Origin of the sequence: Nocardioides sp. LMS-CY (assembly GCF_018732145.1) — a bacterium.
GTDB lineage: Bacteria > Actinomycetota > Actinomycetes > Propionibacteriales > Nocardioidaceae > Nocardioides > Nocardioides soli.
This window is the reverse complement of record NZ_CP076104.1, coordinates 2610931-2625141: the sequence shown is the minus strand read 5'-3', so window position 1 is coordinate 2625141 and position 14211 is coordinate 2610931. Positions and strand designations below refer to the sequence as shown.

Here is a 14211-nt window from a genome sequence, read left to right as displayed (position 1 = left end):
CAAGCAAGCATTAGGTTGTGTGCATCACCGGTCCGCCGGTGACCCGAGACCGGAAGGCAGCAGATGAGCATCACCTCCGAGCTTCGCGCCGACGGGATCCGGGTGGTGACGATGGCCCACCCACCCGTCAACGCGCTCCCGGTCCAGGGCTGGTACGACGTGGCCGCCGCGCTCGACGAGGCGGCCGGCGACCTCGACACCAAGGTCGTCGTGCTCCGCGCCGAGGCCCGCGGCTTCAACGCCGGCGTCGACATCAAGGAGATGCAGCACTCCACCGGCTTCGACGCCCTGATCGGCGCCAACAAGGGCTGCTACGCGGCGTTCAAGGCCGTCTACGAGTGCGCGGTGCCAGTGATCGCGGCCGTCAACGGCTTCTGCGTCGGCGGCGGGGTCGGCCTGGTCGGCAACGCCGACTGCGTGGTGGCCAGCGACGACGCCTACTTCGGCGTACCCGAGGTCAACCAGGGCGCGCTCGGCGCGGCCACCCACATGGCGCGCCTGGTGCCGCAGCACATGATGCGGACCCTCTACTTCACCGCGCGCACCATCAAGGCGACCGAGCTGGTGCAGTTCGGCAGCGTGCTCGAGGTGGTGCCCCGCGACCAGCTCGACGACGCCGCGCTGCAGGTCGCCACCGAGATCGCGGCCAAGGACACCCGGGTGATCCGCGCCGCCAAGGAGGCGCTGAACGGGATCGACCCGATCGACGTCAACAAGAGCTACCGGTTCGAGCAGGGCTTCACCTTCGAGCTCAACCTCGCCGGTGTGAGCGACGAGCTGCGCGACGCCTTCGCCGGCACAGACAAGGGGAAGAAGTGACCAAGGGACCACGCGACAAGCGGATGTCGATCGACGAGGTCGTCGGCAGCCTGAAGAGCGGGATGACCATCGGCATCGGCGGCTGGGGCCCACGGCGCAAGCCGATGGCGCTGGTCCGCGCGATCTACAACTCCGACCTCGCCGACCTGACGATCGTCAGCTGGGGCGGCGCCGACGTGGGCCTGCTCGCCCGCGCGGGCAAGATCCGCAAGCTGGTCTATGCGTTCGTCTCGCTCGACTCGGTCCCGCTCGAGCCCAACTTCCAGCGCGCCCGTCAGGCGGCGTCGATCCCGGACGTCGTCGAGCTCGACGAGGGCATGTTCCAGACCGGCCTGCGCGCCGCCGCGCAGCGGCTGCCGTTCCTGCCCATGCGCGCCGGGCTCGGCTCGGACGTGATGGTCAACAACCCGTGGCTGAAGACGGTCACCAGCCCCTACGACGACGGCCACGGTCATGAGGAGCTCGCCGCCGTGCCCGCCCTCAAGCTCGACGTCGCGCTGGTCCATCTCAACCGCGCCGACCAGCACGGCAACGCGTCGTACCTCGGACCGGACCCGTACTTCGACGACCTGTTCGCGATGGCGGCGGACCAGACGTACCTGAGCGTCGAGGAGATCGTCGACACCGCCGGCCTCACCGTCGACACGCCGGTGCAGCGGCTGCTGCTCAACCGGATGATGGTCACCGGCGTCGTCGAGACCCCGAACGGCGCGCACTTCACCACCTGCACGCCCGACTACGAGCGCGACGAGAGGTTCCAGCGGGCGTACGCCGCTGCCGCGTCCGGCTCCGACGAGGAGTGGCAGGCGTTCCACGACCGCTTCCTCTCCGGCGACGAGGCGTCGTACCAGGCTGCCGTCCAGGCCTTCACCGAGGAGACCACCAAGTGAGTGCCCCCACGAGTTCCACCCGGGCGGACGTCTGCGCCGCCGCGATCGCGGACGCGTTCCGCGACGACGGCGAGATCTTCGCCAGCCCGATGGGGCTGTTGCCGACGCTCGGCGTACGCCTGGCCAAGCTGACCAGCAACCCCGACCTGGTGATCTCCGACGGCGAGTCGGTCTGGCTCGCCGGGGTGCCGCCGATCCACGCCAAGACCGAGGTCGTCGAGGGCTGGATCCCGTTCCCCCGGGTCTTCGACATCGTCGCCTACGGCAAGCGGCACGTGATGATGGGCGCCACCCAGGTCGATCGGCACGGCAACCAGAACATCTCCGCCATCGGCGACTGGGCCAAGCCCAAGCGCCAGCTCCTCGGCAGCCGGGGCGCCCCGGGCAACACCGTCAACAACCGGACGTCGTACTGGGTGCCGAAGCACTCCCCACGCGTCTTCGTCGAGCGGGTCGACATCGTCTCCGGTGTCGGGCCGAAGCTGGCCAAGGAGGCCGGACCTGCCGCGGCGCGCTTCAACGACATCCACCGGGTCGTCAGCAACCTCGCGGTCTTCGACGTCACCGGCGCCGGCGACACGATGCGGCTGCTCAGCGTCCACCCGGGGGTGAGCGTCGAGGAGGTCGTCGAGGCGACGGGCTTCGCGCTCGACGTGTCCGCCGACGTCCCGACGACGCGTGAGCCGACCGCCGAGGAGCAGGTGCTGATCAAGGAGGTGCTCGACCCGAAGGGCCTGCGCTTCAAGGAGGTTCCCAACCCATGATCGACCAGCTCCTCCGCACGCCGTTCACCGATCTCGTCGGCGTCCGCCACCCGGTCGTGCAGACCGGCATGGGCTGGGTCTCGGGTCCCCGCCTCGTCAGCGGTACGGCGAACGCCGGCGGCCTCGGCATCCTGGCCAGCGCGACGATGACCTTCGCCGAGCTCGAGCAGGCGATCATCGAGGTCAAGGGCCGCACCGACCAGCCGTTCGGCGTCAACCTGCGTGCCGACGCGGCCGACGCGGGCGACCGCTGCCAGCTGCTCATCGACCACGGCGTGAAGGTCGCGTCGTTCGCGCTCGCACCGAAGCCTGAGCTCATCGCCCAACTCAAGGAGCACGGCATCGTGGTGATGCCGTCGATCGGCGCCGCCAAGCACGCGGTCAAGGTCGCGTCGTGGGGCGCGGACGCCGTGATGGTCCAGGGCGGCGAGGGCGGCGGGCACACCGGCCCGGTGCCGACGACGCTGCTGCTTCCCACCGTGCTCGACGCCGTCGACATCCCCGTCGTCGCGGCCGGCGGCTTCTTCGACGGCCGGGGCCTGGCCGCCGCGCTGTCGTACGGCGCGGCCGGGGTCGGCATGGGCACCCGCTTCCTGCTGACCCAGGACTCCGCCGTCCCCGACGCGGTCAAGCGGCTCTACCTGGAGCGCGGGCTCACCGACACCGTCGTCACCGCCAAGGTCGACGGCATGCCGCACCGGATGCTGCGCACCGACCTGGTCGAGGAGCTCGAGGAGTCCAGTGCGGTCAAGCGGCTGGGCCCGACGATGCGACGCACACTGGAGTTCAAGCGCACCAGCGGGATGTCCTGGCTCGGCCTCGCCAAGGACGGCCGGGCGATGCGGAAGGCACAGGGCCGCACCCTCGCCCAGATGGCCCTGGCCGCCAACACGCCGATGATGCTCAAGGCCGGCCTGGTCGACGGCGACACCGACGCCGGCGTGCTCGCGAGCGGACAGGTGGTCGGCGTCATCGACGACCTGCCGACCTGCGAGGAGCTGATCGACCGGATCGTGCGCCGCGCCGCCGACGAGCTGCGCCGCGCGTCGTCGTACGTGCTCTAGCCCGACGCTGGACCCGGGGCACGGCGCCGGCTCAGCCGTCGGCGCCGTGCACCGCGTCGATGACGCGGACCAGCACCTCGTGCAGCTCGCGCAGCTCCTCCATCTCGAGGCCGAGCCGCTCGACGACCGCCGGCGGCACCGCCAGCGCCTGCTCGCGCAGCGCCCGGCCCTGCTCGGTGAGCTCGACCGCGAGCGCGCGGTCGTCCTGGGGATCCCGCCCACGGGTCAGGTGGCCGGCCCGCTCCAGCCTCTTCAGCAGCGGCGAGAGCGTGCCCGGGTCGAGCTGCAGCATCCGGCTCAGCTCGGCGGCCCGGACCGGGGCGTGCTGCCAGAGCGCGAGCATCACGAGATACTGGGGGTGCGTGAGCCCGAGCGGCTCCAGCACCGGCCGGTACACCCCCACGACGCCTCGCGCCGCCACGGACAGCGCGAAGCACACCTGCTCGTCGAGCGCGAGCGGGTTCACGTCGGGGGGGAATGCGGACGGCCGGGCCATAGTTGTTAGAGTACCAACTATTGGTGCACCAATGATTCAGGAGAGTTAGTGAGCGAGCCGCAGGCGAAGCCCAAGAAGCGCCCCCGCCACCTGATGGACCCCGCCAACCCGCATCGCGAGGTCGTGCGGTCGACCGGGGCCGGGGCGATGAGCCTCGAGCCGGTGCAGAAGTGGGTGCTCTCGGTGCTCGCCGCGACCACGATCGCGCACATGGCGGGCGGCCTGGTGATCGCCGCGATGTACGTCGACGACACCCGCACCGACGCCCAGATCGGCCTGAACGTGCTCGCCGCGGCCTTCGGCCTGCTCACCGTGGCGGTCTTCCGCGCGATCCACCAGATGCCGCTGGTCTCGGCGTGGCTGCTGCTCGGCCTGCTCCCGGGCATCCTCGGGCTCTACCTCACCCTCTGACGCTCGCCACCGCTAGGGTCGGGTCCATGGCCGACGAGACCACCCGCCTGAAGGCGGCGACCCTGCTCCGCCTCCACCAGGAGCCCGAGCTGCTCACCGTCGTCAATGTCTGGGACGTGGTCAGCGCCCGGACCGTGGCCCAGGTCGACGGCACCCGGGCGCTCGCGACCGCGAGTCACTCGATCGCGGCGTCGTACGGGTACGAGGACGGCGAGAACATCCCCGTCGACCTGATGCTCGAGGCCGTCGGCCGGATCGTCGCCGCGAGCGATCTGCCCGTCTCCGCCGACCTCGAGGGCGGGTACGGCGACCCCGCCGGGACCATCCGCCGCGCCATCGGCCTGGGGGTCGTCGGCGCGAACATCGAGGACCAGATGCGCCCGGTCGCCGAGGCCGCCCGTAACGTCGAGCAGATCATGAGGGTCGCCGACGACGAGGGCGTCGAGTTCGTGCTGAACGCCCGCACCGACACCTTCCTCCGCGCCGGGGACCGCGACCCCGCCGCCGTGCTGGCCGACGCGATCGAGCGCGGGCGGGCCTACCTCGACGCCGGGGCCCCGGTCGTGTTCGTCCCGGGCCGACTCGACGAGGAGCAGGTCGGCGCCCTGGTCGACGCGTTCGGCCCGCAGCGCCTCACGCTGATCGCCCTCCCCGGAGTGCCGCCGCTGGCCCGGCTCGGGGAGCTCGGCGTCGCCCGCGTCTCCTACGGCCCGATGTCGCAGAACGTCGCCCTCACCGCGCTCCAGGAGCTGGTCGAGGAGGTGCACCGCGGCGGCGGCGTGCCCGCCACGATGCGCCGGTTGAACTGACCGCGACGGCTCTCACTCGCCGGCGGCGGTGTTGGTCCTGCCGGTGGCCGCGGTTTCATCAAGGGATGCAGGCCAACCCGCGCCCACCCGGGCCAACCCAGCCAGGGAAGCGCGACCTCACCCTCATCCCTTGATGAAACCCCAGCAGCCACGCCCGTCGCACCAACGACCACAGCTTCCTCAAGGGAGCATCAGAGCCGAAGGCTCACAGCCGCTCGATGATCGTCACGTTCGCCTGGCCGCCGCCCTCGCACATGGTCTGCAGGCCGTAGCGTCCGCCGGTGCGCTCGAGCTCGGCCAGCAGCGTGGTCATCAGGCGGGCGCCCGTGGCACCGATCGGGTGGCCGAGCGCGATGCCGCCGCCGTTGACGTTCACACGGTCGTGCGAGGCGCCGGTCTCCTTCATCCAGGCGAGCACGACCGAGGCGAAGGCCTCGTTGCACTCGAAGAGGTCGATGTCGTCGATCGACAGCCCGGTCTTCTCCAGCGCGTGCTTGGTCGCGCGGATCGGGCCGGTCAGCATCCAGACCGGGTCGTCGCCGCGCACCGACAGGTGGTGGATGCGGGCCCGCGGCGTGAGTCCGTGCGTGCGGACGGCCGCCTCGGAGGCGATCAGCATCGCGGCCGAGGCGTCACAGATCTGGGAGGCGACGGCGGCGGTGATCCGCCCGTTCGGGGCCAGCGGGTCGAGCCCGGCCATCTTCTCCATCGACGTGTCCCGGGGGCACTGGTCGGTGTCGAAGACCGAGCCGTCGGCCAGCGTCACCGGCTCGATCTCGCCCTTGAACCGGCCCTCGGCGATCGCGGCGTGCGCGCGCTGGTGCGAGGCCAGCGCGAACTCCTCCATCGCGACCCGCGAGATGTCCCACTTCTCCGCGATCATCTCGGCGGAGCGGAACTGGCTGACCTCCTGGTCGCCGTACCGCGCCTGCCAGCCGGGCGACTCCGCGAACGGCGTGGAGAAGCCGTACTGCTGGCCGACCAGCATCGCCGCCGAGATCGGGATCGCGCTCATGTTCTGCAGACCGCCCGCGACCACGAGGTCCTGCGTCCCGGACATCACGCCCTGGGCCGCGAAGTGCACCGCCTGCTGCGACGACCCGCACTGCCGGTCGATGGTCACGCCGGGCACGTGGTCGGGCAGTCCGGCGACCAGCCAGGCGGTCCGCGCCACGTCACCGGCCTGCGAGCCGATGGTGTCGCAGCAGCCGAGGATCACGTCGTCGACGGCGACCGGGTCGACACCGGTACGGCGTACCAGCGCGGCGATCGTGTGAGCGCCGAGATCGGCCGAGTGCACGTCGGCGAGCGCGCCGCCGCGCTTGCCGACCGGGGTGCGGACCGCATCGACGATGTAGGCCTCGGGCATGGTGTTCCTTCCTGCGGTGGTTTCGAGACAGGCGCGGAGCGCCTTCCTCAACCACCGTCTCGTGCGATCCCGTCCAAGAGGATGGTCAGGTACTGGTTGGCGATGGCCTCGTGGGAGAGGCCGCCGCCGGGGCGGTACCACCGCACCGCGACCCAGACGGTGTCGCGGATGAAGCGGTAGGTCAGCGTGACGTCGAGGTCGGCCCGCAGGGCACCGGTCTCGACGCCGTCGGTCAGCAGCGTCATCCAGACGTTGCGCGACTGGGCGTTGCGCTCGGCGAGGTAGCCGAAGCGCTCGAAGCCACCGAGGTAGTCGGCCTCGTTCTGGAAGATCGCGACCGCGTTCGGGTGCTGGTCGATCGACTCGAACGACAGCCGCACCGCGCGCTCGATCTTGGTACGGGGATCGTCGTCGCTGGCCAGCACCTCGTCGTACGCGGCGAACAGCTCGTCCTGGAACGTCCGCAGGATCTCGTCGACCATCGACTCCTTGGAGTCGAAGTGGTGGTAGAGGCTGCCCGACAGGATCCCCGCGGCGTCGGCGATGTCGCGGACCGTGGTGTTCTTGAAGCCCTTCTCCGCGAAGAGTCCGGCTGCGATCGACAGCAGCTCGTCGCGGCGGGAGGCGCTCGACTGCTCAGGCATGCTGACTGCTCACCGAGACCACCTCGCCGGTCAGGTAGGACGCGTAGTCGCTCGCCAGGAAGACCATCACGTTGGCAACCTCCCACGGCTCTGCCGCGCGACCGAAGGCCTCGCGCTGCTTCAGCTCGGCGAGCAGGTCGTCGGAGGTGACCTTCGCGAGGAACGGGTGCATCGCCAGGCTCGGCGACACCGCGTTCACGCGGATGCCGTGCGGCGCCAGGTCGAGGGCGGCGCAGCGGGTCAGCGCCATCACGCCCGCCTTCGCGGCGGCGTAGTGCGCCTGGCCCTCCTGGGCGCGCCAGCCGATCACCGACGCGTTGTTGACGATCACGCCCTTCCGGCCCGCGGCCGCCATCCGGGCGCCCGCCGCACGGATGCAGCGCATCGTGCCGGTCAGCGTGATGTCGAGGACCCGGCTCCACTGCTCGTCGGTCATCTCCAGGATGGAGGCGGTGCCGCCGAGGCCGGCGTTGTTGACCATCACGTCGACGCCGCCGAAGTCCTCGGCCGCGTCGAGCAGGGCCTGCACCTGAGTCTCGTCGGTGACGTCGCAGACCAGCTGGCGGACCCGATCGGCGCCGAACTCGTCGGCCAGCGCCGCCTCGGCCTCCGCGAGCCGACGCTCGTGGGTGTCGCTGAAGACGACGGCCTTCGCGCCCTCCTCCAGCACCCGGCGTACGACGGCCGCGCCGATGCCCGCGCCGGCCGCGGCCGTCACGACGACGACCTTGCCGGCGAGCAGGTCGTGGCCCGGGACGTACGCGGGGGCGGGCTGCTCGGGTCGGTGGGTGGTCATCATGCTCCCTTGGGCTCTCGTGGAAGTCCGAGCACGCGCTCGGCCAGGATGTTGCGCTGCACTTCGTCGCTGCCGCCGTAGATCGTGTCGGCCCGCGCGAAGAGGAAGAGCCGCTGCCAGCGGTCCAGGTCGTACCCGGCATCGTCGCCGTCGGCCGTCGCGGTCGTCAGCCCGGCCGGGCCGAGCACGTCCATGGCGACCTCGCCGAGCCGCTTGTGCCAGTCGGCCCACACCAGCTTGAAGACCGACGGACCCGCGGAGTCCGACCCGGCCGCGGAGGAGAGGCCGCGCATCGCCTGGCGGCGCAGCACCTCGAGCTCGACCTTGAGGCCGGCGAGCCGGTCACGCAGGACCGGGTCGTCGATCGCGCCGTTGCCCCTCGCGAGGTCGACGACGCCATCGAGCTCGCGGGCGAAGCCGACCACCTGGGCGAGCACGGAGACGCCGCGCTCGAAGCCGAGCAGCGCCATCGCGACCCGCCAGCCCTCCCCCGGTGCGCCGACGACCAGATCGGCGTCGGTGCGGGCACCGGTGAAGAAGACCTCATTGAACTCCGAGCCGCCGGTGAGCTGCTCGATCGGCCGGACCTCGACGCCGCTCTGGTCGAGCGGTACCAGCAGGAACGACAGCCCGTGGTGGCGCCGCGAACCCGGCTCGGTGCGGCAGACGACGAACGCCCACTGGCTGAAGTGCGCGTTGGACGTCCACACCTTCTGCCCGTCGATGACCCAGTCTTCGCCGTCGCGACGGGCCTTGGTCTGCACGTTGGCCAGGTCGGATCCGGCGTCCGGCTCGGAGTAGCCCTGCGCCCACAGCTCGTCGACGGCCACGATCCGCGGCAGGAACCGCTCCTGCTGCGCCGGCGTGCCGAAGGCCATCAGCGTGGGTCCGAGCAGCTCCTCACCGAGGTGGTTGACGCGCACGGGCGCGTCGGCCTTGGCGTACTCCTCGTGGAAGATCACCTGCTGGGTCAGGCTCAGCCCGCGCCCGCCGTACTCCTGCGGCCAACCGACGCAGGTCCAGCCGTGCTCGGCGAGGAGCCGGTTCCACGCCACGCGCTCGTCGTGCGCCTCGTGGTCGCGGCCCGCGCCGCCGAGGCCGCGCAGCGCCGCCCACTCGCCGGTCAGGTGCTCCTCGAGCCAGTCCCGCACCTCGGCACGGAACGCCTGGTCCTCGTCGGAGTAGGTCAGGTCCACGAGTGATAGGGTACCAAGCAAATGCTTGGTACGAACACACTGCCCGCGCTGCTCCGCGACGCCGCGGAGCGTTTCGGCGACCATCCGGCGTACGTCGAGGGTGACCGCATCGTGTCCTACGCCGAGCTGCTGCGGCTCGTCGAGGCCACCAGCGAGGTCTACGTCAACTCCGGCGCGTGCTGCGGAGATCGCATCGTGCTCTGGGGGCCCAACAGCATCGACTGGGCCGTGGCGGCGCTCGCCGTGTCGTACGCCGGCGGGGTGCTGGTGCCGGTCAACTCCCGCTACGTCGGGGCCGAGGTGGCCGACGTCGTCGAGCGCACCGACGCGGCGCTGGTCGTGGTCCACGACGGCTTCCTCGGACGCGATCAGGTGCGCGAGCTGCGCGACGCCGGGGTCGACGACCAGGTCATCACCCCGATGGCCGGCCTGATGAGCGCGGCCCGAACGTGCGAGGGCCTGCGTCACGAGGAGGTCACGCCGGACGACGTGGCGGACATCCTCTTCACCTCCGGCACCACCGGGCGGTCGAAGGGCGCGATGAGCGCACACCGGCAGACGATCGGCGCCGCGCGGGCCTGGGCCGAGCTCGGCGGTGTCCGGCAGGACGACCGCTACCTGGTCATCAACCCGTTCTTCCACTCCTTCGGCTACAAGGTCGGCATCGTCGTCGGTCTGGTGACCGGCGCGACGCTCTACCCGGTGGCGACCTTCGACCTCGACGAGACGATGCGGCTGATCGAGGACGCCCGGATCACCGTGCTACCCGGGGCGCCGACGATCTACCAGTCGCTGCTGACCGCACCCGGGCGCGCCGAGCGCGACCTGTCGTCGCTGCGGCTCGCCGTCACCGGCGCCGCCGTCGTACCGGTCGTGCTGATCGAGCGGATGCGTGCCCCCGGACCCGACGGGCTCGCGATCGACCAGGTCGTCACGGCGTTCGGCATGACCGAGGCCGTCGTCGCGACCATGTGCCGCGAGGGCGACTCCGCCGAGACCGTGGCGACCACCTGCGGCCGCGCGATCCCCGGCATGGAGATCGCCATCGCCGAGCCCCGATCGGACTCCGGGGCCGGGGAGCTGCTGATCCGCGGCGACTACGTGATGCTCGGCTACCTCGACGACGCGGCCGCGACCGCCGAGGCGATCGACTCGGACGGCTGGCTGCACACCGGCGACATCGGCGTCCTCGACGAAGACGGCAACCTCACGATCACCGACCGCCTCAAGGACATGTACATCTCCGGCGGGTTCAACGTCTACCCCGCCGAGATCGAGCAGGTGCTCGCCCGCATGGAGGGCGTGGCCGACGTCGCCGTCATCGGCGTGCCCGACGAGCGGATGGGCGAGGTCGGCAAGGCGTACGTCGTCGCCGCCCCAGGCCACACCGTCGAGCCCGACCAGGTCGTCGCCTTCGCGAAGGAGCGGCTGGCGAACTTCAAGGTGCCGCGGCAGGTCGCGGTCGTCGACTCCCTGCCGCGGAACCTGTCCGGCAAGGTCCTGAAGACAGAGCTGCGCGGTGGTTGAGGTGCGAGCGAAGCGAACCCACACGGTGGTTGAGGTGCGAGCGAAGCGAGCCCATACGGTGGTTGAGGTGCGAGCGAAGCGAGCCTCGAAACCACCGCAGAGGAAGGATTGACCGTGGACCTGACCCTGTCCGAGTCCGAGCTGGCCTTCCAGGCCGAGGCGCGGGCCTGGCTGGCGGCCAACGTGCCGAGCGAGCCGCTGCCGTCGATGGACACCGCGGCGGGCTTCGTCGCCCATCAGGAGTGGGAGCGCCGGCTCACCGACGCGCGCTGGTCGGTCGTGTCGTGGCCGGAGGAGTACCACGGCCGGGGCGCCTCGCTCGTGGAGTGGGTGATCTTCGAGGAGGAGTACTACCGGGCCGGCGCGCCCGGACGGGTCTCCCAGAACGGGATCTTCCTGCTCTCCCCGATCATCTTCGACCACGGCACGCCCGAGCAGCAGGACCGCTTCCTGCCCTCGATGGCCACCGGCGAGAAGATCTGGGCGCAGTGCTGGTCGGAGCCCGAGGCCGGCTCCGACCTCGCCTCGCTGCGCTCGACCGCGACGCGGGACGACGAGCGCGGTGGCTGGGTGCTCAACGGCCAGAAGACCTGGTCGTCGCGGGCGGCCTTCGCCCACTGGGGATTCGGGCTCTTCCGCTCGGACCCCGAGGCGGCCCGGCACCACGGTCTGACGTACTTCCTCTTCCCGCTCGACGCCGACGGCATCACCGTGCGTCCGATCGCGCAGCTCGACGGGGAGGCCGGCTTCGCCGAGGTGTTCTTCGAGGACGTCTTCGTGCCGGACTCCGACGTGCTCGGCGCGCCCGGCGACGGCTGGCGGGTCGCGATGTCGACCGCCGGCAATGAGCGCGGCCTGTCGCTGCGCTCCCCCGGCCGGTTCTGCGCCGCCGCCGACCGGCTGGTCGACCTCTACCGGGCGCACGGAGGTTTCGAGATGGTTCCTGAGGAGGTTGCGCAGCAACCGTCTCGAAGGGCAGGCGCTAGCGCGCCTTCCTCAACCACCGATGCGGTGGTTGAGGTGCGAGGAGCGCCAGCGACGAGCCTCGAAACCACCGCCCGGGGCGTCGTCGACGCCTGGATCAAGGCCCAGGCCTACCGGCTCTACACCTGGGGCACGGTGACGAAGCTGCGCGACGGTGGCGACATCGGCGCCGCGGGGTCGGTCAACAAGGTCTTCTGGTCCGAGCTCGACGTGGCCCTGCACGAGACCGCGCTCGACCTGCTCGGCGCCGAGGCCGAGGTGGAGTCGCGCTGGCTCGACGGCTACACGTTCTCGCTGTCCGGTCCGATCTACGCCGGCACCAACGAGATCCAGCGCAACATCGTCGCCGAGCGGATCCTCGGCCTGCCGCGCGAGCCGAAGGGGCTCAGCCGATCGGAGGGGGCACGATGAGGTTCGAGCTCGACGACGATCAGCGCGACTTCGCGGCCGCGCTCGAGTCCCTGCTGTCCGGCGCCGGTGCCGTCGCCGCCGCCCGCGCCTGGGCCGAGGGCGACCACGACCCCGGCCTCAAGCTCTGGTCGCGGCTGGCCGAGCTCGGCGTGCTGTCGCTGGCCACCGACGCGACCCCGGTCGAGGTGGCGATCGCCTTCGAGGCACTCGGCCGGCACGCGGTCCCCGGCCCGTGGGTCGAGTCCGCCGCGTACCTCCCGATCGCGCTCGGACGTGAGATCGAGGGTGTCGCCACGGTGGCCGTGCCGCCGCACGTGCCCTACGCGCTCGACGCCGACGTCGCCGACGAGGTGTACGTCGGATCGACCCTCATCGAGGAGGTCGGTGAGCGGATCGGCTCCGTCGACCGGACCCGGCACCTCTTCCGCGTCGCGGGCGTCGGGGAGCCGAGCCGGCCGGCGTTCGACCTGGCCGTGCTCGCGACGGCCGCGCAGCTGCTCGGCGCGGGCGAGCGGGTGCTGACCGACTCGGTGACCTACGTGAAGCAGCGCAAGCAGTTCGGCCGCGAGATCGGCTCCTACCAGGCGATCAAGCACGCGCTGGCCGATGTGCGGATCGCGCTCGACTTCGCCCGGCCGCTCGTCTTCGGCGCCGCGCTCGGCGCCGTCGACGTCTCGGCCGCCAAGGTCGCGGCCGGCGACGCGGCGTACCTCGCCTCTCGCACCGGCCTGCAGGTGCACGGCGCGATCGGCTACACCCAGGAGTTCGATCTGAGCCTGTGGCTGACGAAGATCCGCGCCCTCGTGACCGCGTGGGGCACGCCCGACTTCCACCGGGCCCGGATCCTCCAGCAGCTCGGTGCCGACTGATGGGGGCGAGCTGATGGACTTCGCCCTCAGCGAGGAGCAGCAGGAGCTCGCCGCGACCGTGCGCTCACTGCTCGACAAGCGCGCCGACGCCCGCGTCGAGCGGTACGACGAGGCGCTGTGGTCCACGCTCTGCGAGCAGATCGGCGTGGCGGCGCTGAACGTCCCCGAGGAGCACGACGGCTTCGGTGCCTCGCTCTTCGAGAGCGCGGTGGTGCTGGAGGAGCTCGGGCGCTCGCTGGCGCCCACTCCCCTGCTGTCGTCGCTGGTGACCTCCGAGGCGCTGCTGGCCGGCGCTGACGACGACGCGCAGGCGCGACTGCTGCCGCGGATCGCGGCCGGCGAGGTGGCGGCGTACGCCGAGGGGCCGGAGGCCGTCGACGTCCTCGACGGCGATCTGGCCGCCGTCCTGGTGGTCGCCACCGACGACGGGCTCTTCGAGCTCGATCCGGCGCGCGCGGAGCGCACCTGGACACCGTCGATGGACCAGACCATCCGGCTCGCGACGGTGCGCGCCGACCTCGCCGCGGCGACCCGCATCGGCGACGGTCGTGCTGCGCGCGAGCGGGCGCGACAGGTCGGCGCCGTGGGCTGCGCCGCGCTGGCCGCCGGGCTCGCCGCCCGGGCGCTCGAGATGACCGTCTCGTACAGCAGGGAACGGGTGCAGTTCGGCCGCCCGATCGGCTCCTTCCAGGCACTCAAGCACCGGATGGCCGACATGCTCGTGCTCGCGGAGATGTCGCGCTCGGCCGCCTGGGCCGCGGCGTACGCCGTCGCCACGCACGCCGACGACGCCGACCAGCTCGCCCATGTCGCGAAGTCCTACTGCACCGACGCACTGTCGCGGATCGCCGGCGAGACCGTGCAGCTGCACGGCGGCATCGCGATCACCTGGGAGCACGACGCCCACCTCGTCTTCAAGCGCGCGCACGCGCTCGGACAGCTCTTCGGGTCGGCCGAGGAGCACCGCCGGGCCGTCGCGCTCTGAGCCGGGACCGGTCGGGGCGAGATCCCCCAGCGCACCGCTCGTGACCCACGCCACATGTCCCCCGTCACACTGTTGCCACCCTGTGGCAGGGCCGTTGCCGGAGCGTGGCACGCGCGGTCCTAGCCTGAGGCCATGACGAAGCAGAACGCGCAGCCCACCGCCGCCGCCAGCTCGTTC

The 14211-nt window shown here is 71.5% G+C and carries 15 protein-coding genes; 10 read left to right on the top strand and 5 right to left on the bottom strand.

Annotated features, from left to right (window positions below):
* Positions 1 to 63: 63 nt before the first annotated feature.
* The 4 genes from KM427_RS12660 to KM427_RS12645 are packed head-to-tail and all read left to right on the top strand — an operon-like array spanning position 64 to position 3537.
* Entirely contained in the window at positions 64 to 819 is a 756-nt protein-coding gene (locus KM427_RS12660; protein ID WP_215527413.1) for an enoyl-CoA hydratase family protein, read from the top strand.
* Positions 816 to 1709: a CoA transferase subunit A gene (locus KM427_RS12655; protein ID WP_215527412.1), complete on the top strand. Its 894-nt coding sequence runs from the start codon at positions 816 to 818 to the stop codon at positions 1707 to 1709. Before KM427_RS12660 ends, KM427_RS12655 begins: the two co-directional genes overlap by 4 nt.
* On the top strand, positions 1706 to 2473 hold the full coding sequence (locus tag KM427_RS12650; protein WP_215527411.1) for a CoA-transferase subunit beta: 768 nt from the start codon (positions 1706 to 1708) through the stop codon (positions 2471 to 2473). Before KM427_RS12655 ends, KM427_RS12650 begins: the two co-directional genes overlap by 4 nt.
* Positions 2470 to 3537 carry an NAD(P)H-dependent flavin oxidoreductase gene (locus KM427_RS12645; protein ID WP_215527410.1) on the top strand — a complete coding sequence of 356 codons (1068 nt, stop codon included), beginning with the start codon at positions 2470 to 2472 and terminating at the stop codon, positions 3535 to 3537. Before KM427_RS12650 ends, KM427_RS12645 begins: the two co-directional genes overlap by 4 nt.
* Before the next feature lie 31 nt (positions 3538 to 3568).
* Here the strand turns inward: KM427_RS12645 and KM427_RS12640 are convergent, their stop codons facing one another.
* Positions 3569 to 4033 (bottom strand): MarR family winged helix-turn-helix transcriptional regulator, encoded by a 465-nt coding sequence (locus tag KM427_RS12640; RefSeq protein WP_215527409.1) that lies wholly within the window; start codon positions 4031 to 4033, stop codon positions 3569 to 3571.
* 48 nt (positions 4034 to 4081) lie between these two features.
* Here KM427_RS12640 and KM427_RS12635 point away from each other — a divergent pair, with 48 nt between their 5' ends.
* Positions 4082 to 4444, top strand: coding sequence for a hypothetical protein (locus tag KM427_RS12635; RefSeq protein ID WP_252275342.1), 363 nt, complete (start codon positions 4082 to 4084; stop codon positions 4442 to 4444).
* 26 nt (positions 4445 to 4470) lie between these two features.
* A complete protein-coding gene (locus KM427_RS12630) occupies positions 4471 to 5253 on the top strand; it encodes an isocitrate lyase/PEP mutase family protein (RefSeq protein ID WP_215527408.1) in 783 nt (260 codons plus the stop codon).
* Between the two features lie 205 nt (positions 5254 to 5458).
* Here the strand turns inward: KM427_RS12630 and KM427_RS12625 are convergent, their stop codons facing one another.
* From KM427_RS12625 to KM427_RS12610, 4 genes are read right to left on the bottom strand one after another with little or no spacing between them, the layout of a single operon-like run.
* On the bottom strand, positions 5459 to 6622 hold the full coding sequence (locus KM427_RS12625; protein ID WP_215527407.1) for an acetyl-CoA C-acetyltransferase: 1164 nt from the start codon (positions 6620 to 6622) through the stop codon (positions 5459 to 5461).
* A gap of 47 nt (positions 6623 to 6669) precedes the next feature.
* Entirely contained in the window at positions 6670 to 7266 is a 597-nt protein-coding gene (locus KM427_RS12620) for a TetR/AcrR family transcriptional regulator (protein ID WP_183594992.1), read from the bottom strand.
* On the bottom strand, positions 7259 to 8062 hold the full coding sequence (locus tag KM427_RS12615) for an SDR family oxidoreductase (RefSeq protein ID WP_183594991.1): 804 nt from the start codon (positions 8060 to 8062) through the stop codon (positions 7259 to 7261). Before KM427_RS12615 ends, KM427_RS12620 begins: the two co-directional genes overlap by 8 nt.
* On the bottom strand, positions 8062 to 9258 hold the full coding sequence (locus KM427_RS12610; RefSeq protein ID WP_252275340.1) for an acyl-CoA dehydrogenase family protein: 1197 nt from the start codon (positions 9256 to 9258) through the stop codon (positions 8062 to 8064). The genes KM427_RS12615 and KM427_RS12610 overlap by 1 nt, the downstream gene beginning before the upstream one ends.
* A 21-nt stretch (positions 9259 to 9279) precedes the next feature.
* On the opposite strand from KM427_RS12610, the gene KM427_RS12605 reads away from it, so the two are divergent.
* The 4 genes from KM427_RS12605 (at position 9280) to KM427_RS12590 (ending at position 14034) form a co-directional block, all read left to right on the top strand.
* Positions 9280 to 10785 (top strand): FadD3 family acyl-CoA ligase, encoded by a 1506-nt coding sequence (locus KM427_RS12605; RefSeq protein WP_215527405.1) that lies wholly within the window; start codon positions 9280 to 9282, stop codon positions 10783 to 10785.
* Between the two features lie 114 nt (positions 10786 to 10899).
* Positions 10900 to 12180: an acyl-CoA dehydrogenase family protein gene (locus KM427_RS12600; protein WP_215527404.1), complete on the top strand. Its 1281-nt coding sequence runs from the start codon at positions 10900 to 10902 to the stop codon at positions 12178 to 12180.
* Complete coding sequence (locus tag KM427_RS12595; protein ID WP_183594987.1) at positions 12177 to 13049, top strand: acyl-CoA dehydrogenase family protein; 873 nt, start codon at positions 12177 to 12179, stop codon at positions 13047 to 13049. The genes KM427_RS12600 and KM427_RS12595 overlap by 4 nt, the downstream gene beginning before the upstream one ends.
* Before the next feature lie 13 nt (positions 13050 to 13062).
* Positions 13063 to 14034 (top strand): acyl-CoA dehydrogenase family protein, encoded by a 972-nt coding sequence (locus tag KM427_RS12590; RefSeq protein ID WP_215527403.1) that lies wholly within the window; start codon positions 13063 to 13065, stop codon positions 14032 to 14034.
* The last annotated feature ends 177 nt before the right edge of the window (positions 14035 to 14211 follow it).

Coding starts and splice junctions, on each gene's coding strand:
- KM427_RS12660 (WP_215527413.1), top strand. CDS start 64: ATGAGCATCACCTCCGAGCTTCGCGCCGACGGGATCCGGGTGGTGACG.
- KM427_RS12645 (WP_215527410.1), top strand. CDS start 2,470: ATGATCGACCAGCTCCTCCGCACGCCGTTCACCGATCTCGTCGGCGTC.
- KM427_RS12640 (WP_215527409.1), bottom strand. CDS start 4,033: ATGGCCCGGCCGTCCGCATTCCCCCCCGACGTGAACCCGCTCGCGCTC.
- KM427_RS12630 (WP_215527408.1), top strand. CDS start 4,471: ATGGCCGACGAGACCACCCGCCTGAAGGCGGCGACCCTGCTCCGCCTC.
- KM427_RS12625 (WP_215527407.1), bottom strand. CDS start 6,622: ATGCCCGAGGCCTACATCGTCGATGCGGTCCGCACCCCGGTCGGCAAG.
- KM427_RS12620 (WP_183594992.1), bottom strand. CDS start 7,266: ATGCCTGAGCAGTCGAGCGCCTCCCGCCGCGACGAGCTGCTGTCGATC.
- KM427_RS12615 (WP_183594991.1), bottom strand. CDS start 8,062: ATGACCACCCACCGACCCGAGCAGCCCGCCCCCGCGTACGTCCCGGGC.
- KM427_RS12605 (WP_215527405.1), top strand. CDS start 9,280: ATGCTTGGTACGAACACACTGCCCGCGCTGCTCCGCGACGCCGCGGAG.
- KM427_RS12595 (WP_183594987.1), top strand. CDS start 12,177: ATGAGGTTCGAGCTCGACGACGATCAGCGCGACTTCGCGGCCGCGCTC.
- KM427_RS12590 (WP_215527403.1), top strand. CDS start 13,063: ATGGACTTCGCCCTCAGCGAGGAGCAGCAGGAGCTCGCCGCGACCGTG.